13 protein-coding genes and 1 tRNA gene are annotated in these 20963 nt (G+C 67.7%); 8 read left to right on the top strand and 6 right to left on the bottom strand.

What is annotated here, in order from left to right:
- Nucleotides 1–228 precede the first annotated feature (228 nt).
- Both IT359_20055 and IT359_20050 read left to right on the top strand, forming a co-directional pair.
- The gene (locus IT359_20055; GenBank protein ID MCC6931293.1) at nt 229–3351 is read left to right on the top strand and encodes a SusC/RagA family TonB-linked outer membrane protein; all 3123 of its coding nucleotides are present in this window, start codon (nt 229–231) and stop codon (nt 3349–3351) included.
- 103 nt (nt 3352–3454) lie between these two features.
- Nucleotides 3455–4744 (top strand): hypothetical protein, encoded by a 1290-nt coding sequence (locus IT359_20050; GenBank protein ID MCC6931292.1) that lies wholly within the window; start codon nt 3455–3457, stop codon nt 4742–4744.
- 123 nt (nt 4745–4867) lie between these two features.
- Here the strand turns inward: IT359_20050 and IT359_20045 are convergent, their stop codons facing one another.
- Together IT359_20045 and IT359_20040 are read right to left on the bottom strand one after the other, a co-directional pair.
- The gene (locus IT359_20045) at nt 4868–5233 is read right to left on the bottom strand and encodes a phage holin family protein (protein ID MCC6931291.1); all 366 of its coding nucleotides are present in this window, start codon (nt 5231–5233) and stop codon (nt 4868–4870) included.
- 72 nt (nt 5234–5305) lie between these two features.
- Nucleotides 5306–8599: a hypothetical protein gene (locus IT359_20040; protein MCC6931290.1), complete on the bottom strand. Its 3294-nt coding sequence runs from the start codon at nt 8597–8599 to the stop codon at nt 5306–5308.
- 661 nt (nt 8600–9260) lie between these two features.
- On the opposite strand from IT359_20040, the gene IT359_20035 reads away from it, so the two are divergent.
- The 4 genes from IT359_20035 to IT359_20020 all read left to right on the top strand — a co-directional run bounded on the left by IT359_20035 (nt 9261) and on the right by IT359_20020 (nt 13463).
- Nucleotides 9261–11084 carry a sigma 54-interacting transcriptional regulator gene (locus IT359_20035; protein MCC6931289.1) on the top strand — a complete coding sequence of 608 codons (1824 nt, stop codon included), beginning with the start codon at nt 9261–9263 and terminating at the stop codon, nt 11082–11084.
- A gap of 242 nt (nt 11085–11326) precedes the next feature.
- Entirely contained in the window at nt 11327–12559 is a 1233-nt protein-coding gene (locus IT359_20030; GenBank protein MCC6931288.1) for an NAD(P)/FAD-dependent oxidoreductase, read from the top strand.
- Between the two features lie 18 nt (nt 12560–12577).
- The gene (locus tag IT359_20025) at nt 12578–12892 is read left to right on the top strand and encodes a TusE/DsrC/DsvC family sulfur relay protein (protein ID MCC6931287.1); all 315 of its coding nucleotides are present in this window, start codon (nt 12578–12580) and stop codon (nt 12890–12892) included.
- 40 nt (nt 12893–12932) lie between these two features.
- Nucleotides 12933–13463, top strand: coding sequence for a DsrE/DsrF/DrsH-like family protein (locus IT359_20020; GenBank protein MCC6931286.1), 531 nt, complete (start codon nt 12933–12935; stop codon nt 13461–13463).
- 40 nt (nt 13464–13503) lie between these two features.
- Here IT359_20020 and IT359_20015 read toward each other — a convergent pair whose 3' ends face one another.
- Both IT359_20015 and IT359_20010 read right to left on the bottom strand, forming a co-directional pair.
- Entirely contained in the window at nt 13504–14805 is a 1302-nt protein-coding gene (locus IT359_20015) for an FAD-dependent oxidoreductase (GenBank protein MCC6931285.1), read from the bottom strand.
- Nucleotides 14806–14812: 7 nt separating this feature from the next.
- A complete protein-coding gene (locus IT359_20010; GenBank protein MCC6931284.1) occupies nt 14813–16066 on the bottom strand; it encodes a pyridoxal phosphate-dependent aminotransferase in 1254 nt (417 codons plus the stop codon).
- Nucleotides 16067–16429: 363 nt separating this feature from the next.
- Between IT359_20010 and IT359_20005 the strand changes: the two genes are divergently transcribed.
- Entirely contained in the window at nt 16430–17455 is a 1026-nt protein-coding gene (locus IT359_20005) for a 6-bladed beta-propeller (GenBank protein MCC6931283.1), read from the top strand.
- A gap of 266 nt (nt 17456–17721) precedes the next feature.
- Complete coding sequence (locus IT359_20000; protein MCC6931282.1) at nt 17722–18909, top strand: PQQ-binding-like beta-propeller repeat protein; 1188 nt, start codon at nt 17722–17724, stop codon at nt 18907–18909.
- Between the two features lie 167 nt (nt 18910–19076).
- Here the strand turns inward: IT359_20000 and IT359_19995 are convergent.
- Both IT359_19995 and IT359_19990 read right to left on the bottom strand, forming a co-directional pair.
- Nucleotides 19077–19149: transfer RNA gene (locus IT359_19995), tRNA-Asn, on the bottom strand.
- Between the two features lie 155 nt (nt 19150–19304).
- Complete coding sequence (locus IT359_19990) at nt 19305–20804, bottom strand: bifunctional metallophosphatase/5'-nucleotidase (GenBank protein MCC6931281.1); 1500 nt, start codon at nt 20802–20804, stop codon at nt 19305–19307.
- Between the last annotated feature and the right edge of the window lie 159 nt (nt 20805–20963).

Here is a 20963-nt window from a genome sequence, read left to right as displayed (position 1 = left end):
GGGCTTTTTGCTCCCTTAACCTAGCGCGATCCGCCAAGCCCTTATCCGGAATTCCGGCCCACGTCTTCCCCCTACGAAGCGGCCGGAGATCGGTACGCGCGAGGCTGGTGCGCGGGTGATACGGGGGGGCCGCAGGGTGGTGAGAGAGGACCCCGACATCGACGCTCCGGTCGTGCGCGATGGCGGTGGTTGTACCCCTCATCTCTCCCCACACCCTGGAGTCCGGGAATGAGTACTGTCTCGTTCGGACGAACCCTGCGGACGGTCGGGGCGTTGCTGGCGTTAGGCGCCGGTGCGCTCGGAGCACAGACCTCGCAGGGGAGTATCAATGTCCACGTCACCGAGGCGGCTGGCGGCCGCCCCCTCGATCAGGCGCAGGTCGTGATCGTCGGCACGACGTTGGGCGGCCTGACGAATGCCGATGGGCGCTTCACGTTCCGCTCCGTTGCGCCTGGCGCGGTCACGGTTCGCGTGCTGCGCGTTGGCTATTCGGAACAGAAGAAGGCGGTGACCGTCGTCGCCGGACAGGCGGCGAGCCTGGAGTTTGCCTTGTCGGAAGTCGCGCTCACGCTGGCGCCGGTCGTGACGACGGCCACCGGTGACACGCGTCGCGTGGAGCTCGGCAACGCGGTGGCGTCGATCGACGCGGCCAAGATCGCCGAGTCGGGCGCGGTGCAGAACGTCAACGACATGCTCAACTCGCGCACGGCGGGCGTCACCGTGACGTCGGGGACGCAGACGGGGGCGGGGGCCCGCATCCGTATTCGCGGCCAGAACTCGCTGTCGCTGTCGAACGACCCGATTTTCATCATCGACGGCGTTCGCATGTCGAACAACTCCAACTCGTCGAACCTCTTCACCGGTGGATCGCAGCCGAGCCGTATCGGCGACATCAACCCGGAAGAGATCGAGAGCATGGAGATCGTGAAGGGGCCTTCGGCGGCAACGCTGTACGGCACCGACGCGGCCAACGGCGTCGTCCTCATCTCGACCAAGCGTGGACGCGCGGGCGCGGCCCGCTGGACCGTGTACGCCGAGGGCGGGGTGATCAAGGACCAGAACACCTATCCCACCAACTACACGATCTTCGGGCGCAACAAGTCGACGGGTGCGGCGCTGGCCATCAACGGCTGCAACCTGCCGCGCGTCTCGTCGGGCTTCTGCACCATCGACTCGGTCGCGAAGTACAACCTCTTCACCGATCCCGACGTGACGCCGCTCGGCACCGGCAACCGCAACCAGTACGGGTTGCAGCTGTCGGGTGGAACCGAGGCGGTGCGGTATTTCGTCTCGGGCGAGCGTGAGGACGAGACCGGGCTCCTCGAGATCCCGGATTTCGAGCGCCGCCGCCTCGACACGCTCAACCTCCCGCTGCACGACTGGACGGAGCGCCCCAACGCGCTGGGCAAGACCAGCGTGCGCGCCAACATCAACGCCGCGGTGAGCCCCAAGCTCGACATCTCCGCCTCCACCGGCTTCGTCAACCTCAACCAGCGCTTCTCGCTGGAATCCAACGCCACGGCCGGCCTGGGGTCGCAGGCCTTCGGTGGACCCGGGTGCAAGATCTGTTCGCCGGACCGCCTGGTGGGAACGGGAGGGCTGGCCACGCCGCTCTACGGGTACCGCGCCTGGACGCCGGGCTACACCTGGCAGGAGAAGACCGGACAGCGCGTGAATCGCTTCATTGGTTCGTTCAACGCCAACTGGCGCCCCACCTCGTGGCTGCAGAACCGCCTCACGCTGGGGAACGATTATGCCAACCGCGTGGACGACAACCTCCTGCTGCGCGGCGAGGGACCGCCCATCACCGCGAACTACCGCCTTGGCTTCAAGCAGAACTCGCGGACCGACATCCGCAACTTCACGGTCGACCTCGGGTCGACGGCGTCGTACACGCCCATGCCGTGGCTCAGCCTGAAGACAACAGGCGGCGTGCAGTACGTGAACTACCTCTTCGAACTGGGCTCGGCGACGGGGACGCAGCTTGCCCCGGGGGCGCAGACCGCCGGTGCCGGCGCCGTCCCCAATGCGGCCGAGGCGACGACGTACCAGAAGACGCTCGGCCTCTTCGTGGAGCAGGCGGCGGCGATCAACGATCGCCTCTTCCTCACCGCGGCCGTGCGCACCGACCAGAACTCCGCCTTCGGGACAAACTTCCAGCAGGTGTACTACCCCAAGGGGTCGCTCTCCTGGATCATGTCCGACGAGTCGTTCTTCCCCAAGTTCGACTGGCTCAACCAGTTCCGGTTCCGCGCGTCGTACGGCTCGTCGGGCGTGCAGCCCGGGCCAAACGATGCGTTGCGCTACTACCTCGCCACGACGGCGAACTATCGCGGCCTCGACCAGCCGGCCGCGGTCTACACGCAGATCGGCAACCCCGACCTCAAGCCTGAGCGTTCCACCGAGTTCGAGACGGGCTTCGACGCCAAGTTCCTCAACAACCGGTACTCGCTCGAGGTCACGTACTACACCAAGAAGACGAAGGACGCGATCATCTCCGCCATCCAGCCGCCGTCCATTGGCGGGCCGACGACGCAGCGCGTCAACATCGGCTCGGTGGGGAACAACGGGTGGGAAGCGATCATCTCGGCGCAGGTGATGGACCACAAGAACTTCGCGTGGGACGTCTCGCTCAACGGCTCGACGTACTCCAACGAGCTCATCTCGCTGGGCGGCACGCCGCGGCAGATCGGCACCACGACGCGCGCGCTGGAAGGCTATCCGCTGTTTGGGCTGTGGGCGCGCGCGATCACCGGGTGGCAGGACAAGAACGGCGACAAGATCCTGACCTACAACGCCGACCCGAACCTCAACGAAGTCTTCGTTGCCGACTCGTTCTCGTTCCGTGGCTATGGCCAGCCGCGCAACCTCGTGACGTGGACCAACGGCTTCGACTTCTTCTCGCGTCGCCTCCGCATCCAGTCCATGCTCGACTATCGCGGTGGCCACAAGTGGTACAACAACACCGAGCGAATTCGCTGCGTCTCGCGCCAGAACTGCAACGGGCTCCAGAGCCCGGGAGCCTCGTTCGAGGAGCAGGCCATGGTCGTCGCCACGCGCGACCATCCGTCGGCGTCGCTCGACGGCTTCCTGCAGAAGGGTGACTTCGTTCGCTTCCGCGAACTGACGGTCCAGTACAGCCTGAGCCAGGACTGGTCGCAGCGCTTCTTCAAGAGCCGCGCGGTGAGCGTCCTCCTCACCGGGCGCAACCTGGCCCGCTGGACGGCCTATCGCGGCGTCGATCCCGAGAACGACTACCAGGTCACGGCCGGCGTCGACACGCCGGGCGGCGACTTCCAGGGGCTCGGGCTTCCCAGCTACTACATCCTCCGTGTCAACATCAACCGCTAACGCCCAACAGGGGAACTCGATCATGCATCGTATGTCCTTCGGCGGGCGCTCCCTGAGGGCCGTTGCGGCCCTCGCGCTCGCGACTTCGACCGCTTGCGGCAGCGTGACCGACACGCTGCTCGAGGCGATCGATCCCGACCTCATCAACCCGTCCGACGCCAACTCGCTCGAAGGGGCGCGTGGTCTTGCCATCGGCACGGTGTCGCGCCTCACGGCCGCCACCGGCGGCAACGAGAGCACGTGGCTCTTCGGCGGCCTGTTGGCCGACGAATGGGCGACCAGCTCGACCTTCGTCCAGAACGACGAGACCGACCAGCGCCGCATCCAGGAGAACAACTCCCAGATCTCCAACATGCTGTACCGCCTGTATCGGGTACGCACCTCGGCCAACCAGGCGATTGCCGGGTTGAAGCAGTGGGAGCCCACCGCGACCACGAACATCGGCGAGCAGTACTTCGCGCGCGGCTTCGTGGAGTTGCAGCTGGCGTCTGACTTCTGCAACGGCATCCCGCTCTCCGACGGTTCGGGTGCCACGCCCGTGTACGGCGATCCGCTCACCGTGAACCAGGTCCTCAACGTCGCCATCGCGTCGTTCGACTCGGCGCTGGCCTCCATCGGCAGCGCGACCGACACGACCTCCGTGGCGCTCTCCCGCGCGGCGCGCGTGGCCAAGGCGCGCGCGCAACTGGGGCTCAACCAGGTCGATGCAGCCGCGGCGACGGTTGCCGGGATCCCCACGACCTTCTCCCATCGGTCGCTCTTCTCCCTCACGACGCAGACGAACAACCTCTGGTCGCTGGGACGTTCGGCGCTTCGCTACACCGTGGGCGACTCGCTGCAGGGCAACCAGCGGAACATCGTCGTCCCGAACGCCATTCCGTTCGCGACGCTCAACGATCCGCGTGTCCCGGTCACCAAGCGCACCACCGCCGGGCAGGACGGGCAGACGTTCATGAACACGACGGAGATCTTCGGGCAGTTGACCGCCGTCGACATCGTGAACGGCGTGGACGCCCGCATGATCGAGGCCGAGAAGGCGTTGCGTGACAAGAACTACACGCAGTGGCTTTCCATCCTCAACGCCCTGCGCGCGGCGCCTCCCACGCTCCACGCGGTCGCCGTGAACGCCATGGCGCCGCTGGCCGATCCGGGGACGGATGAACTGCGCATCAACCTGATGTTCCGCGAGAAGGCGCTGTGGACGTTCAGCCGCGGCCAGCGGTTGGGCGACATGCGCCGCCTGATTCGCCAGTACGGGAGGGCGGCCACCGCGGTCTTCCCCACCGGGCAGCACTACAAGGGCGGTGTCTTCGGCAACGACGTCAATCTCCCGATCATCCAGGACGAACAGAACAACCCGAAGTTCAAGGGGTGCCTGGACCGCAACGCCTAACGCGACGCGGATCCACCATCCAACGGGGAAGGCCCGCGGGCGCCGTACTGGCGTCCGCGGGCCTTGCTCCTTTTTGGCGTTTGGGGAGACGGAGTGCCCGGGGGTCGCGCCGGACGGCGGGCGTCACGCCCTGACTTCGTCCTCCAGGAACTGCCCGAGAACGAGGGAGGTGAGCGAGACGACGATTGCGCCCAGCAAGGCGGGGCCGAAGCCGCGCACCGTGAAGCCGAGCCCCAAGGTCATCGAGAGGCGCGAGGTAAGGAGGAGCATCGCGCCGTTGATGATCACGAGAAAGAGCCCCAGCGTGAAGAAGATGACGGGAATCGAGAACAGCTTGATGACCGGCTTCACGAAGGTGTTGACGACGCCAAAGACGAGGGCGACGGCGATGAGCGCCATGGGCGGGCCCGAGAACGAGATGCCGTCGACGAACCGCGCCGCGACGTACAGCGCGGCCGCATTGATGAGGAGGCGCAGGAGGAGGGACATGTGATGGCTCAGGCTTGCGGGGCGAGGCAGGGGAGGTGTGGCCGAAAGGTAGTGCGCGTCGCCGTGGCCGCGTCAGTCGCTGATGGGCGACCGGGGGCGGACAATCACGTTAGGCACGTTGCGCGACTTGAGGAGGTTGTTGAAGGTGGCGAGCTGGTTGGCGATGAGGGCGTCGAGCGCGCCGAGGTGCCGCTTGAGTTCGCCGCCGAGGATCCCCTGGACCTCGAGGTGCTGGTCGGTGGGGCGGTGGTCGCTGGAGGCCATCCCGTTGGCGAGGTAGCTGAGCTTGCCCAGGAGCCTGGAGCCGAAGCGCACGCCGTCCTGCCCCGTGCCCGTCAGCCGCAAGTCGACGAGGTTCTGCTCCAGGTCGACGAACTGCTGCAGGAGCGCGTCGGCCGCGCGGCGGACCTCGGCGTCGTCGACCACCTTGGCGATCGCCTCGAGCTGCACGCGCACTGCCTCGATACGCTGCACGGCGTCGGCCCCGTCATTCATGTCGGTGCGGAGTGCGACCAGGGCGCGCGTTTGCGCCTCGATGTCGCCTTCCGTCCCGCCGGAGTTCGGGTCCTTGCGAACCTCCAGCGGCTGCCGCTGCTCGTCGCCGCCAGCCGCAAGCGTGACCGTGTAGCGCCCCGGAGCGGCGAGGATCGCGAGTTGCCCCGTCCCCGGTGCCACGCGCCCGTTGGGCGGGGCGATGAGGTGCGGCGCGTACAGCGGGGAGGTAAAGAGGCGCGTCTCCTTCGACGCCTCGTGCCGCAGGTCCCAGTACACGCGGTTGATCCCGGCCACGTTCGTTCCCGTGATGGTGCGGATCACTTGTCCGTTGGCGTCGGCCACGCTGAGCTTCACGCCGCCCGCGACCGGAGCCTTGAGGTAGTAGTTGATCGAGGCGCCGTACTCCGGGTCCTCGCCCGTCGTGGGATCGTCGTACGTGGTCGACGGCGCGGTGATGGGACGGAACCGATAGGCAGGGCGCAGCGTGAAGAGGTGCGAGGGACGGGCGAGGACGTCCGCGTTGAGCTGGCGCAGCGCCGTGATGTCGTCCATGATCCAAAAGCCACGCCCATACGTCGAGATCACGAGGTCGTTGAAGTGCTCCTGCACGACGATGCCGGAGACCGGCGCGTGCGGGAGATCGTTCTGCAATGGCTGCCACTGCTCCCCGGCGTCGAACGAGACGTAGATCGCGTTCTCCGTCCCGACGTAGAGCATGCCGCGTCGCACCGGATCCTCGGTGATGACCTTGGCGTAGCTGAGCGGCGACTTGGCGATCCCGTTGGTGATCGACTTCCACGTCGCGCCGTAGTCCGTCGTCTTGTAGATGAACGGGTCGCGGTTGTTCACCTGGTGGAAGTCGACGGTGAGATACGCCGTGCCACCGTCGAAGCGCGAGGGGGCGATGGAGCGCACGCTCCCCCATGGCGGGAGGTTCGGGATGTTCTTCGTGACGTTGGTCCACGACTTCCCGTTGTCCCTCGTCAGCTGCACGAGACCGTCGTTCGTCCCCACCCAGATCACCCCCTTCTCCCGGGGCGACTCGGCGATGCCGTACACCACGCCGGCGTACTCCACGCCGATGTTGTCCGGCGTGAGCCCGCCGGAGCTTCCCATGCGCGTGCGGTCGTTGAGCGTGAGGTCGGGGGAGATGACCTCCCAGCTCTGGCCGCCATTCGTCGTGCGGTGCACGTGCTGGCTGCCGACGTAGATCGTGTTGTGATCGTGCGGCGAGATCTGGAAGGGGGAGTCCCAGACAAAGCGGTACTTCACCCCGTCGGCGGGGCCGTTCGACTGCTGCGGCCAGACCTCGACGTTGCGGAACTGGCGGCGGTCCTCCTCGAAGCGCACCACGATGCCGCCGACCATTCCCGATCCCGACGCGGTGGACCAGACGATCTTCGAGTCGGTGGGGTCGGGCGTTGCCCACCCGCTCTCACCGCCGCCCACCGAATGCCACATCCCGCGTGAGATCCCCTGGCCGCGCCCGCCCATCACGCGCGAGTTGGACGGCCCGCGATACGACGGCTCGTCCTGCTTGTTGCCCAGCACGTTGTACGGAATCTCGTTGTCCACCGTGACGTGGTACATCTGCGCGTTGAGCAGGCGCTGGCGGTACCACGTCTTCCCGCGGTTCTGCGTGATCGACAGCCCCTGGTCGTGCGCCACGAGCTGCCGGTTGCCGTTGGTGGGATCGATCCAGATGTCGTGGTGATCGCCGCCGGGCGCCTCGCGCCCCTGCACCGTGCGGAGCGTTGCCCCGCCGTCCACCGTCTTCGCGTACGACGCCGTGAGAAAGTACGCCTCGTCCTGGTCATCGGGGTTCACGGCCATGCGCGAGTAGTAGTGCGCGCGCCCCATCGCATTGCGGTCGCGCGAGATGAGCTGCCAGTTCTGGCCGCCGTCGTCGGAGCGCCATAGCTGCCCGCTCTCTGTCGGTTGTCCGTTCCAGGGAATTCCGTCGCCCGTCTCGATCAGGGCGAAGACGCGGTCGGTGTTGGACGGGGCGATCGCGACGGCGACCTTGCCCACCGGACCGCGCGGAAGGCCGCGCCCGGTGAGGCGCGTCCAGGTGGCACCGCCATCCCGTGACGTGAAGAGCCCGCTCCCCGGACCGCCGCTCGTGCGCCCCCACGTGTGGATCTCGAGTTGCCACATCCCCGCGTACAGGATGCGCGGGTTGCGCGGGTCCATCGCGAGGTCCGAACAGCCGGTGTTGTCGTCCACGTGCATGGCCAGCGTCCACGTGACGCCACCGTCGGTGGTGCGGTAGATCCCGCGCTCCGGCTGCGGGCCATAGGCGTGCCCCAGCGCGCAGACGATGACGGTGTTGGGGTCCTGCGGATGAATGACGATGCGCGCGATGCGTCCCGTCTTCTCCAGGCCCATCAGCGTCCAGTTGCGCCCCGCGTCGGTGGAGCGATACACGCCCATTCCGAGCGAGATGTGCGACCGGATGTGCGCCTCGCCCGTCCCCGCCCACACCACGTTGGGGTCGGAGCGCGACACGGCGAGCGCCCCGATGGACTGCACCGGCTGCGCATCGAACAGCGGCTGCCAGTTGGTGCCGCCGTCGTTCGTCTTCCACACGCCGCCCGAGGCCGCGCCCACGTAATAGGTGAGCGGGTCGCCGGGAATGCCGGCGGCGGAGGTGAATCGGTTCCCTTCGGGGCCGATCGTGCGCCATTGTAGCTGACGGTACGACTCGGCGGGAATCGCCAGCGCCGGCGCCGCTGCCGCCGCGCCCCTGGCGGACCCCTGGGCGTGCGCCTCGTCAGGAGCAAGGGGGGCGCGGGCAAACGTGGCGGCTGCTCCGGTGACGAGCGTCGTGGTCGTGACCACGAAGGCGCGCAAGGACTGTCGAACGGACATCACGACCTCTGGGGGAAGGCGCGTATGAAAGCCTCGCCGTCTCCGCTCGCGACATGCAGGCGGTAGCGGGGCCATCGGCGGTTGCGGTCGCCACGATCCTATCCCTCGCGCCGCGCCCAGTCAAAGCGCCAGCCCCGCTCAAGGCGCCGCGCGGCGGCGAGCGTCCGTATTGCGTCCCGCGCGCCTCCCCATATCTTCTCCGCACCATCGCACCCTCAACGCCCAACCTGCAAACGAGGAGGTGATCCATTGTCTACTGACCCACGAACGGCGCGGATCGCCAGAGGCTGGTAATCGGGTTCTCGCAGGACTGAGTACGTCTGCAGAAACTCTGCAGTAAGTCCGCAATTCGTCCGCACGACCCGCAGCACATCCGCACTGGCTGTCTGGCGCACCGCGCCGAGCGGTCACGTAACACAGGGGCCTTTCCGCGTTAGGGCGCGGATGGGCCCCTGAACCGTTTCGCCACGCGCCATTCGCACGCCAGGCGACGACGCCTCGGCCGTTTCCTCCAACCGCCACCAACCGACGCCACCCCCGCCGCGCGGTGGCGCGAGCGCTGACGCCGAACCGCCTCCCCCCGCGCCTTCCGCGACGGCACGTGAATGCGTTTCACTTCCGAGGTCCGGCTTTCGGCCCTCCGGCTTAGGCAGATCCCCCGATGCGACGCAACGTTTCGTTGCAACATCGTGTTGCCATGGTGAAGGCCGCCCCACATCGCCCGGCGCTGGCGCCGCCGGAAGCCGATCGCGCACGCGACGTCATTGCCAGGCTCTCCGGTGTCGGCTGGTTCGAGGTCGACGCCGACCGCACCATCATCGCCGTCAGCCCGCAGCTGGAACGCATCACCGGCTTTACCGCGGCGGACGTGATCGGGAAGCCGTGCATCTCGCTCATCCGTTGCCGCGAGTGCCTCAAGGGGTGTGGCGTCTTCCGGCACGGGCATGTCGACGAGACACCGCTCACCGTCTATACCAGGACCGGCGCCGAGCTCGAGGTCGTGCGCGCGGGCGAGGTGGTGCGCGACGCGCAGGGTAACGTGACGGGGGCCATCGAGACGTTGCGCCTGGCGGACACGCGGAGCCCCGAGGCACACACCCTCGGCGTCCACGAGGTCATGGACGGCCGCGAGCAGCTGGAGACGCTCCTTGGCAGCCTGGGGCGCTGGTACGTGATTGCCGACGCCGGGCAGCGCGTCATGTCGGCATCCACGGCGTTGGCCGCGATGCTGGGCGTTGCGCCTGACGCGCTGCGCGGGCGGCCGCTGGCGTTGCTCCTGCGCGATGCGCGCGATGGAGCCCCCGATCTATTGCGCCAGGCGCTCGACGCCGGCGTGCGACGCGAAGGGCTCGCCGCCGAGTTGGTCGCGCGCGACGGCGAGGGGATCCCGGTCTCCATCTCGCTCGGCCCCATCGCTGCCACGACGCACTGCGGCAGCTCGGGGGCGAGAACGGCGATCATGATTCGTCCGGGCTCGGACCTGGCGCGTGCCGATGCGCTCCCCGCCTTCGAGGGAATCGTCGGGCGCGGGCCACAGATGCAACGCATCTTTCGACTCATCGAACTCCTGCACGACAACGACGCGACTATCCTCGTCACGGGGGAGAGCGGGACGGGGAAGGAGATGGTGGCGCGCGCGCTGCATGCACGATCGGGGCGGCGCGGACCGTTCGTGGCGGTGAACTGCGCCGCGCTCCCGGCGGAGCTGTTGGAGAGCGAACTGTTCGGGCACGTGCGCGGCGCCTTCACTGGCGCACTGCGCGATCGCGCCGGGCGCTTCGAGGCCGCCGAGGGCGGGACGCTCTTCCTCGACGAGATCGGTGATATGCCACCGGCGCTGCAGGCCAAGCTCCTGCGTGTGCTGCAGGATCATACGTTCGAGCGCGTGGGAGAGTCGCGCACGCGAACCGCCGACGTGCGCGTGATCGCCGCCACGCATGTGGATCTCGCGGCGGCGGTGGCGGCAGGGCGCTTCCGCGAGGATCTCTTCTACCGTCTCCGCGTCGTCCCCATTCACGTGCCGCCACTGCGCGAGCGTCGTGACGATCTCACGCTCCTCATTCCGCACCTGCTCGAGCGCATTGGCCAGCGTCGGGGGCGCGCGCTGCGCCTGTCCCCGGCGGCACTGGATGCCCTGGTCTCCTGGGATTGGCCGGGGAACGTGCGCGAGCTGGAGAACGCGCTGGAGTACGCCACGGCGCTGTGCGATGGCCAGACGGTGCAGGTGACGCACCTGCCGCCGGGGATTGCCGTGGATACGCGCGCCGCCTCGCCCGTCGCGTTGCGGCTGCCGGCGGCGAATGGCGCGATGCGCGGAGCTGGCGGGGTGGGGGTTGGCGAGGCCGGAACGCCGGCTGGGCAGGAGGAGATGCAGCGCATCCGTGGTGCGCTGGAGCGCGCGCGCTATCGCCGCGACGAGGCGGCACGCGCCCTGGGGATGAGCCGCACGACGCTGTGGCGGAAGATGAAGGAGTACCGGCTGTAGCGTCGCGCGGCGGCGATGAGCGTCGCTGGCTGGTGCCGCGGCGCGTTCGTCTTGAAACATCGAGTTTCACGATGTTTCGCCTGTTGCAACGTCGCGTTTCATTCGGGCGCGCCGCGCCCATGCGGCCGGGTGCCTAACGCGTTGCCCCCCTTGCGCTTCGCCTCGGGACCGTGCGCTGGCCCGCATGATGCCCTTCCAATCGCGCGAACGGGACGCTGGGACTACGAACCCGGAGTGGCGCGATGAAACGGATCCTGATCCTTGGCGGCGGCACCGCCGGCACCATGATGGCGGCCAAGCTGGTCCATGTCCTCCCGCTGGATGACTGGGAGATCGCCGTCGTCGACCAGGACGACGAGCACGTCTACCAGCCGGGACTCCTCTTTCTTCCGTTCGGCGACTACACGCGCTCCGAGCTGGTGAAGCGGCGCTCGGCGGTGCTGCCGCCAGCCGCAAAGCTCATCCTCGCCGTGGTCGACCGCATCGTCCCGGATGAGAACCGCGTCACCCTATTGGGAGGCGCATCGATCGCCTACGACTTCCTCATCATCGCCACGGGGAGTCGCATCGTCCCCGCCGAGACGGAGGGACTGACAGGCAAGGGTTGGCGTGATACGGCGTTCGACTTCTACACGCTCGACGGCGCCTCGGCCCTGGGCGAGAAGTTGCGCACATGGAAGGGCGGGCGGCTCGTCGTGAACGTGGTCGAGATGCCGATCAAGTGCCCGGTGGCCCCGCTCGAGTTTCTCTTCCTGGCCGAGGCGTTCTTCGCGGGGCGCGGCATGCGCGACGACGTCGAGCTGGTGTATGCCACGCCGCTGGACAGCGCCTTCACCAAGAAGCGGTGCTCCGACATGATGGGAGGGCTGCTCGAGGAGCGGGGCATCGCGGTCGAGACGACCTTCAACACGGGCGAAGTGGACGGTTCGGCGCGCATGCTCAGGAGCTGGGACGGGCGCGAGATCCCGTACGATCTCCTCGTCACCGTCCCCACGCACCGCGGGAGTGCAGCGATTGCCACGTCGGGGCTGGGCAACGAACTCGACTTTGTCCCCACCGATCGGCACACGCTGCAGTCCAGGGCTTTCGAGAACGTCTTCGTGATTGGCGACGCGACCGATCTCTCCTCGTCGAAGGCGGGGTCGGTGGCGCACTTCCAGGCCGAGGTGCTCACCGGGAACGTGCGTCGCGCCATCGCCGGCCTCCCGCTCGATCCCGGCTTCGACGGCCATGCCAACTGCTTCATCGAGACGGGCTATGGCAAGGCGACGCTCATCGACTTCAACTACGACGTGGAGCCGCTCGCGGGCCGGTTCCCGCTTCCCATCGTTGGACCATTCACGCTCCTCGAGGAGACGCGCGTGAACCACTGGGGGAAGCTCGCCTTTCGGTCGATCTACTGGAACGTCCTGCTCAAGGGACACGAACTCCCCACCGTCGGCCCGCGCATGAGCATGGCGGGGAAGCGGGGCTGACCCATCCGTGAGGTTACGATGACCATGGCACTGATCGCGGGACATGAGGTGCAGCTCAATGACGACGGCTTCATGACGAACCCGCAGGAATGGACTCCCGAAATCGGCGAGGAGCTCGCGCAGCGCGCCGGGATCACCCTCACCGATCGCCACTGGAAGGTGATCGAGTTCTGCCGGCGCGACGCGGCAGAGCAGGGAACGCCGCCCGGGCTGCGCCGCATCACGGCGATTGCCGGGATCCCCACCAAGGAGTTGTACCAGCTCTTTCCGAAGGGCCCCGGCATCCTGGCGGCCAAGGTCTCTGGTTTGACCAAGCCCAAGAGCTGCGTGTGAGCGCCAGCCGAGCCACGACACCTAACGACGAGGACGAACGATGACTACCGCGCTGGAGACTGCGGCGGTGCCGGCCGGCGCCACGAGCGGCGCCAACAACGATGCCCGCGCCACCAACCGCAAGGTCGCGATCATCTGCTCCAAGGGGAGCCTCGACATGGCCTACCCCGGCCTCATCCTGGCCAATGCGGCGCGCATGATGGGGATCGACGCCGTGCTCTTCTTCACCTTCTGGGGGATGGACATCATCCGCGAGTCGACGGTGGACAAGCTCCACGCCGGCGTGGTGGGCAATCCCGGCGCGCACATGCCGGCAATGCTCGCCGGGCTGCCGGGCGTAGAGGGCCTGGCGACGCACATGATGAAGAGGAAGATCGCCGAGATCGACGTTCCCACGGTGCGCGAACTGCTCGAGACCCTCAGCGACGCGGGCGCCGAGTTGTACGCCTGCCAGATGGCGATGGAGATGATGGGGATCGCGCGCGAGGAGCTGGTGCCGCAGGTGCAAGACGTGATCACGGCGATGGAGTTCTTCGAGAAGTCGGACGGGGCGCAGGTGATCTTCATCTGACGGGCCGGGCGGCGGGGGGCCGCGCGCCGGCATCGTCGCGCTACCCCCGCCGCGTGGCCGGCGCCGGCCTGGCGTTCGTCAGGCGCAAAAGCGAGAACTTGGGGCGCACCGGGGTGTCGCCCTGCACCACGGCGGCAATGTGCTCGCCGATGGCCGGCCCCATCTTGAAGCCGTGCCCCGAGCCGCCGCCGGCAATCCAGAGGTTGTCCACCGCCGGGTGCCGGTCGACGACGAAGTCGCCGTCGGTGCTGTACTCGTACTGGCACACGCGTGTCTCCAGCAGCGGTGCCTTGGCCAGCGCGGGAAAGCGGCGGGCCACGAAGGCACGCACGCGCGACAGCGCCTCTGGGCGCACCAGGCGCTCCAGCGTGTCGGGGTCCACCTCGTCACCCAGCGAATCGTCGGCCGCCTTGAAGCCGCGCCGCTCGTTCCCGGGCATGCCGTAGATCAACCGGTCGCCGAAGTTGGCCCACGCCGGCATGGCCGGGTCGAGGAAGCGCGTGTCGCCGGCCGGAGTCCCGAAGTAGAACATCTCCTGTCGCGTGGCGCGGATCCGCTTCCCCACCGCGTCGGGAAACAGGCGCCCCAGCCATGGGCCGCAGGCAAAGACGTAGGCGTCGGCGGTGAGCGTCGACCCGTCGCCTAACGGGAGCGCCGAGAGGTGGCGCCCCAGCGATGCCGGGAGGCGCGCCAGCGCCGTCCGGTACTCGCCTCCTGCCTTCACGAACTGCTCGCGGACCGTCTCGCACGCCGCGCGCGCCAACAGCTCCCCGGCCTCGGGCTCGAACCAGACGTGGCGTACCCCAGCGAACGACAGCTGCGGCCACCGGCGCGCGGCCGCCGCCAGCTCCACCTCCTCCAGCGGGAGGCGATGCGCGCGCATGAGCTCGAGCGACCGGCGCGCAAAGGCGTCGTCGTCGCCCTCGAACATCCACAGCGCCCCCGTCTTCGTGAGGAAGCGCGCCCCCCACGAGCGCTCGTACTCGCGCCACAGCGCGAAGGCGCGCGCGACAAGGTCGGTGTACTCGCGCTGCCCGTTGTACACGGCGCGAATGAGGCGCGTCTCGCCGCCTGACGACGCGCGCGAGTTGCCGGCTCCGTAGGCGTCGATCAGCGTCACCCGATGACCAGCGCGCCGCAAGTGCCAGGCCGTCCAGCCACCAAAGGCGCCGGCGCCGATCACAGCGAAATGCCGCGCGCTCCCGTCGGTGCGCAGCAGCGGCGTTGCTGCTGGCGGCCTCGGGTACGGCGTCGCGTCGGCGCTCGACTCCGGTGCCGACAGCGCACGTCCAAGTGGGAGGGCCGCGAGCGCGGCGATGGCAGAGCGACGGTCGATGGCCATGAAAGTGCTAGAGCGAGGCGACACACGACGCAATGCGCGCCAGCGCCGCGTCGAGTTCTGCCGTGGACGAGGCAAACGAGAGCCGCAGGTGCCCCTCGCCGCGCGCGCCGAACGCCGCGCCGTCGATGGCCGCGACGCCAAAGTCCTGGAGCAACCGTGCGGCGAACTGCGCCGAGGACATCCCGCGAGCTGCAAGCACCGCGCGAAGGTCGGGAAAGACGTAGAACGCGCCGTCCGGCGTGGCGCAGCGGACCCCCTCGATGGCGTTGAGGCCGCTCACCAACCGGTCGCGACGCACGCGGTAGATCTCGACCTGCGCGCGCACCGCGTCCTGCGGTCCGGTGAGCGCCGCCACGCCGGCGCGCTGGATGAAGGGGGCCACACAGGTGTGGCCGTTGGTGGCCAACTGGAGCAACGGCTCGACGAACGGGCGTGGCGCCGCGATGTAGCCCAGGCGATACCCGGTCATTGCATACGTCTTCGAGAAGCCATCGATGACCATGGTGCGGTCGCGCGCCCCGTCAAACGCGGCCAGCGTCGGGGCGAAGGGGGCATCGTACACCAGTCGCGTGTAGATGTCGTCGGTGATGGCCACGATCCCGTGCCGGGCGCAGAGGGCAGCCAGTCGCGCCAGCGCCGCCGAGCCTAACGCGCCACCCGTCGGGTTGTTGGGCGAGTTGAGGAGGAGGGCGCGCGTGCGCGTCGTGATTTTTGCCTCGATGTCGTCGACATCCGGCGCGTTGCGGCTGTCGACACCGTATCCCACCGGGACGGCCCCGGCAAAGCGCACGGCGCTGGGGTAGATGGGAAAGCCCGGGTCGGGAACCAGGACGTCGCTCCCCGGTTCCGCGGCGGCAAGGATGGCGTAGAACACGGCGGTCTTCGCGCTCGGCGTCACGAGCACCTGGTCGGCGTCCACGTGCACGTCGCGCGAGCGCAGGTCGGCGGCGATCGCCTCGCGCAACTCGGGAATGCCGTTGACGGCCACGTAGCGCGCATCACCGTCGCGCAGCGCCTGGATCGCCGCCTCGGTGGCGTGCGGCGGCGCCGGCACGTCGGGCGCGCCGAGTTCGAGATGGATGATCGACCGCCCCTGCTGCTCGAGCGCGACCGCACGGCGGAAGACGTCGATGGCCCCCTCGCCGGAGAGGACCTGAAGCCGTGACGAGAGCGAGGGCGCGGGACGGAGGTCATCCGGCCGCGCGGCTTTGATGACGTCGGATTCCCGACGCTGGCATGGGTCCTGTGGTTCAACACGCATCGTATGCTGGCACCGCTCGGGTATGTGCAGAAGATAGAGCTTCCAATGACTTGTAGGCAAAGGAGCAACGCACCTGGCATCCAGAGTGTCGCTGCGCACTCCCGAGGACTCTGTCGACTCCTTGCGGGCACCTGTCGAAGCCGCACTCAAGTCATGAGATTGCGGCGGATGACGCCGACAATGCGAGTCCTCAGGAGATTGTGGGCGCCGTACACGAGCCATCGGTTCTCACCCGCCGTCCTCCTACTGCTTCTTGTCTCCTGTGACGCCGCTTCTGTCCCGGAGGGACAGCGGTCCGCCGCGCTGAGACTCGTCCCGGAGCTCCGACTCGGTGACGATGAGGACGGAAGTGCTTTTCAGTTTGTGCGAATTGCAGGCGTTGTCGTCGACGGCCAGCGGGTCTACGTTCGCGACGAGGGCTCCCAATTCGTGCGCCAGTTTGACAGCGGCGGTCGCTTCGTTAGGAATGTTGGTCGCCCGGGAGCCGGGCCGGGCGAGTTTCAGGGCCTGTTCGCAATCGGTACGCTCGCGGATACCCTCTGGGCAATTGATGTAGCTCAGCGCCGAGTATCAATGTTCAATTCGGATGGACGCTTCATCAGGTCCTGGCCATTGGACAAACTTGGCCAAGCCGGAAGCGCGCGCGCGGATTCCTTCTTCTCCATGCCGCTCGCCCTCACGAGCGACGGTGAGATGCTTGGCTTCGGTGGTACGACCGGGCGCGCGATTGCAGATGGGCGTGTGACAGCTAGCCCCGTCTACCGCATGGCTCGCTCGGGAGCAGTCATCGGTACGCTGACGTGGGTGTCCATTCGCCACTCGGATATGGTGCTCCGATCCGCATCTGCGATGATGTATCGCGCTCAGCCGTTTGCGGACAATCCCTTGCTCGCCTGCGATGGTGCCAATCGACGTGTAATTGTGATCCAGCGTTCAAGCTCAGACCGCCGAAGTGCAGCGTCGTTCCGCGCCACAGCGATCAACTTGCTTGGCGACACGTTGTGGTCCACTGTCGTGCCCGTCGCGCCCGTGCCAATTTCCCGGACAGCGCGCGATAGTGTGCGCGAGGCGGTACTGCGTGCGATCCGTCCCCGGTTTGCCGCGGCCGAACTCGATCGCGCACTCTTCTTGCCCGAGTTTGCCACACCGGTGACTGCGGCCATCGTTGCCGCTGACGGCAGCACCTGGCTGCGTGGGGCAGACGCTGGAGGAAGCGTCCGCTACTACGTATTGGATCGGAATGGCAGCCTTACCGGCCTGGCCTCAGGCAATCCCAGTACCCGCCTGCTCTGGGTGTCCGATCGGATGGCTTGGGGAGAGGAGGTCGTGGACGAGGTACCGACACTTGTGCGGTTGCGCATCGAGCGGACCGCGTTGTCCGGGCGCTGAGCTGAGTCGTCGGGAGCAACGGCGGACGAACGCCCTACACGTACGCGTGGAAGGTGAACGGCGTGTCGAAGCAGACTGGATCGAGCAGTAGCTTCACGTGGGGCGCGGCTGCGTCCTATACCTTGCAGGTGGTGATCATGGATTCGGCGGGTGGCAGTACCTCCGCCTCGAAGTTGGTTACAGTGCGATGCAGTACGTCGCCGTGTCAGGCGTGAACCATGGACCGGGTAGGGTCGCCACGTGCGACCCTACTCCGCCCCTATCATATGACCCGCACTGACCTCTTGCGTGTCCTCCGCTGGTTCGTCGCAACCTCGCTCGCAGTCAGTGCGTGCGACGCTGGCCGTCCATCCGTTCCATCGTCGGGTCACGGCAAGTGGGGGTGGGTGGTCAGTCTCCGCGGAAGCAACGTCACGCCGGGGCTGGACTCCGCTGCTGGCGTCCTCTATGTCACGACGGGTCAGCGAGAACTCGCTGCGCTCGACGCGCATACCGGACGGCTGCGATGGAAGAGGCGCTATGGAGATGGTGCGCCGTTTGGCGAGAACGTCGCTCTCGCCGGCGGTGTCGCCGCCGTGGGTGACGTGGACGTCTTCGCTGTGGACGCCAACGACGGAACGCCGCTGTGGCAGCTTTCGACGCCGGGGAACGAAGGCACAAGAACCATCGCGACGGATGGGAGCACCTTCTTCGTTGCAGGTGGCGAAGGCATTGTCCGGCGGTTGGACGCGAGAAGCGGGCGCGAGCTTTGGAGCGCACGATTGCAACGAGGCGATACTACCCTCGCGGCGTTCGGTCCGACGCTCATTGACATGTTGCTCTTCGTCTGCGGCAACACATTCGGCACGAAGGTCGAGACCGGTGAACTCTTCGCGCTGCGCGCAGCAACCGGCCAGATTGTGTGGCGCCATCAGTACTCGCCGGAACTACCTGGACAGAGTTCCAAGTGCTACTCGCGCGTGGCCCGCTCGGGAGACCTGATCGTCGAAGCACAGGACGACGGTCGCGTATTCGCACACGACGCTGGCTCGGGAGCGATACGGTGGACAGCTCCACGGGTGCATTCGCCGCCAGGAGATCCCTCCGGTCCCGGGACCGGTCCCTTCGACGATCGACGTTACTCCGCTGCAGGCTCAGGCATGCTTCTCGCGACGTCCGATCTGGGCATCATTCAAGCGCTCTCGCCGGTCGACGGACATGAGATCTGGCGTGCGTCACAGCGGGGAAGTCCCCTCGATCCGCCCGCGGTGGGAAGCACCTCCGTCGCCGTCAATCATGGCGGCGTTCTTGTGGAGTACGATCTGACGCGGGGCGCTATCATCCGACGCGATCCGCCTTCCGGTTCCAGCGCGAGCGACTCCAATCGATACTACGGCGCTCCCGTCGTCCTGCACGACACGCTGTTCACGAGCGGATCCGAGAGCATACGCGCGCGGAGAATCGGCAGCCGGTAGGTTCGCGCCCCAGCACACTGCCGCGAGAGGCGCGGCGGGCAGCGAAGTACAAACGTGGGCGCTGCGAGAGCGGTCGGATCACTCCTCTACCCGAGTTGCCCCGGGATGTCGCTCGAACGACAAAGCCCGCCGCTTCCGCGACGGGCCTTGTCGTGAGCTTTCGCCAGCTCCCGAGGAGGGACTCGAACCCCCGACATGGTGATTAACAGTCACCCGCTCTACCACCTGAGCTACTCGGGATCAGGGGGCGAAAAGTAGACAGCCTCCCACGCTGGGTCAACCCGCGAGACGCCGACACCGGAGCGCTCGGCAACTCCTTCCCAACGCAGCGCTTATCTCAATTCGTGGCGCGCGACGGCCACCGCGCCGACGAGCCTCGCCGAAGTGGCCGGCGGTCACATCCGGCGTAGCTGATCGATGAACGAGAGGCGGATGTCACGCATGTCCCGAATCACCTTCACTTCCGGGTTGGTGCGCGTGAGGAAGCCCAGGCGCGACTCGTTCCCGCTGAGCAGGAAGTCGGTGAGGACGACCCGGTACCAGCGCTCGTCGGTCACCGGCGCGCCGTTCACCTGCAGCACGCCGCCGCCATCGAAGCTGGCACCAGATGCGTGCAGGTAGCCGCCGCTCCCCGCGCTCTGCCTCCCGATGGTGAGCACCTGCTTGAGCAGCCGCCCGGTGAGGTCGGCGCGCACGGTGACCCCTCCGAACGGGAGGATTCGAATGACGTCGTACTGCGTGAGGGCACCCGGCGGCACCACGTCGTCGATGCGGATCGAGCCCCCGTTGAAGATCGCCACTTCGGCGTCGGCGGCTTCGGCGCGCATCCCGGCGAGGATCGCATCGCTGAGCGGCCCGGGGCGCGTGCGCACTGTTGTCTCGCGCCCGTCCAGCGCGGAGCGGAGCGTGGCGACCACCGCTTCCGGGGCGAAGCCCTGCGTGCGATAGCCGGCGAAGGCCGCGTCGATCCACCGTTGCGCCTCGGCGGCCACGTCGCTGTCGGTGGGCGTGTGGTCGGTGATGGGGATGAGGGTGCTGCTCACGCGCGCGCGCCCGCCGCGCAGGCCGGGCTCGATGCGCACCACGGCCACGGTGCGCACGTTGGCGTCTCCCTTGATGATGGGGGTGAGGTTGGGGCCGCGTTGCAGGAGGTAGTTCTCGTGCTCATGGCCGCCGAGGATGACGTCGATCGAGGGGACCTCCTCGGCCACGCGCTGGTCCTGCTGCACCGAGAGGTGCGTGAGCGCGATGAGAATGTCGACCGAGTCGCGGATCATGGCGGCGTGCGCGGCAATCGAGGCGATCGGGTCTTCGTATCTGACCCACGGCTGCGGATTGGATGGGATGACGACGCCGACCAGCCCGACGCGGAGCGTGCGTCCGCCAGATGCAATACGGACGATGGCGTGCGGCTGCACCTTGGGAAAGGGGCGCCCGGCACTGTCGGTGACGTTGGAGGCGACGTACTGGAAGCGGGATTCCTCGAGGCGCTGCCGCAGGCGGCGGTCGCCGATGTCGAACTCGTGGTTGCCTAACGTGGTCCAGTCGAGCCCCACGGCGTTGAGCACGGCGACCATCTGCTTGCCCGCGAGCGGTTCGTTGTTCACGCGCGAGGTGCCGAGCGCCGACGGCGAGACGAAGTCGCCGCCGAGCGTGGTGAGGACCGGGCCCACCGAGTCGATGAGGCGTCGGCGATACGCGGCTACGCGCGCCAGTCCTCCGGACTTCCCGCCCTCGACCGGGGTGATCTCGTAGACGTCGTTGAAGTGCAGGATCGTGAGATGCGGCGCCGCAGCCGTCACCGGCCCATTCCCCGCCGCGCCGCGCGCCCCCGGCGTGCAGCCGAGTGTCCCGACCACCAGCGCGCCAAGCGCCACTATCGCCATTCGCGACATACCGCATCCCCCGAGATGATGAGACGCGTGCAAGCTAGCATCCGGCTACGAGTGGACCAGTCAGGACGAGAACGCACACCTTCCGCCGCCCGCCGCCCCCCCGCACGTTGGTCTCGTCCCCAGGTTCGCTGGGGAAGGCCTCTCGTCTTCTCGTCTTCT

It is taken from the genome of Gemmatimonadaceae bacterium, from assembly GCA_020852815.1.
Classification (GTDB): Bacteria; Gemmatimonadota; Gemmatimonadetes; order Gemmatimonadales; family Gemmatimonadaceae; genus SCN-70-22.
The sequence above is the reverse complement of the archived record's forward strand: the minus strand, read 5'-3'. Positions and strand labels throughout refer to the sequence as shown.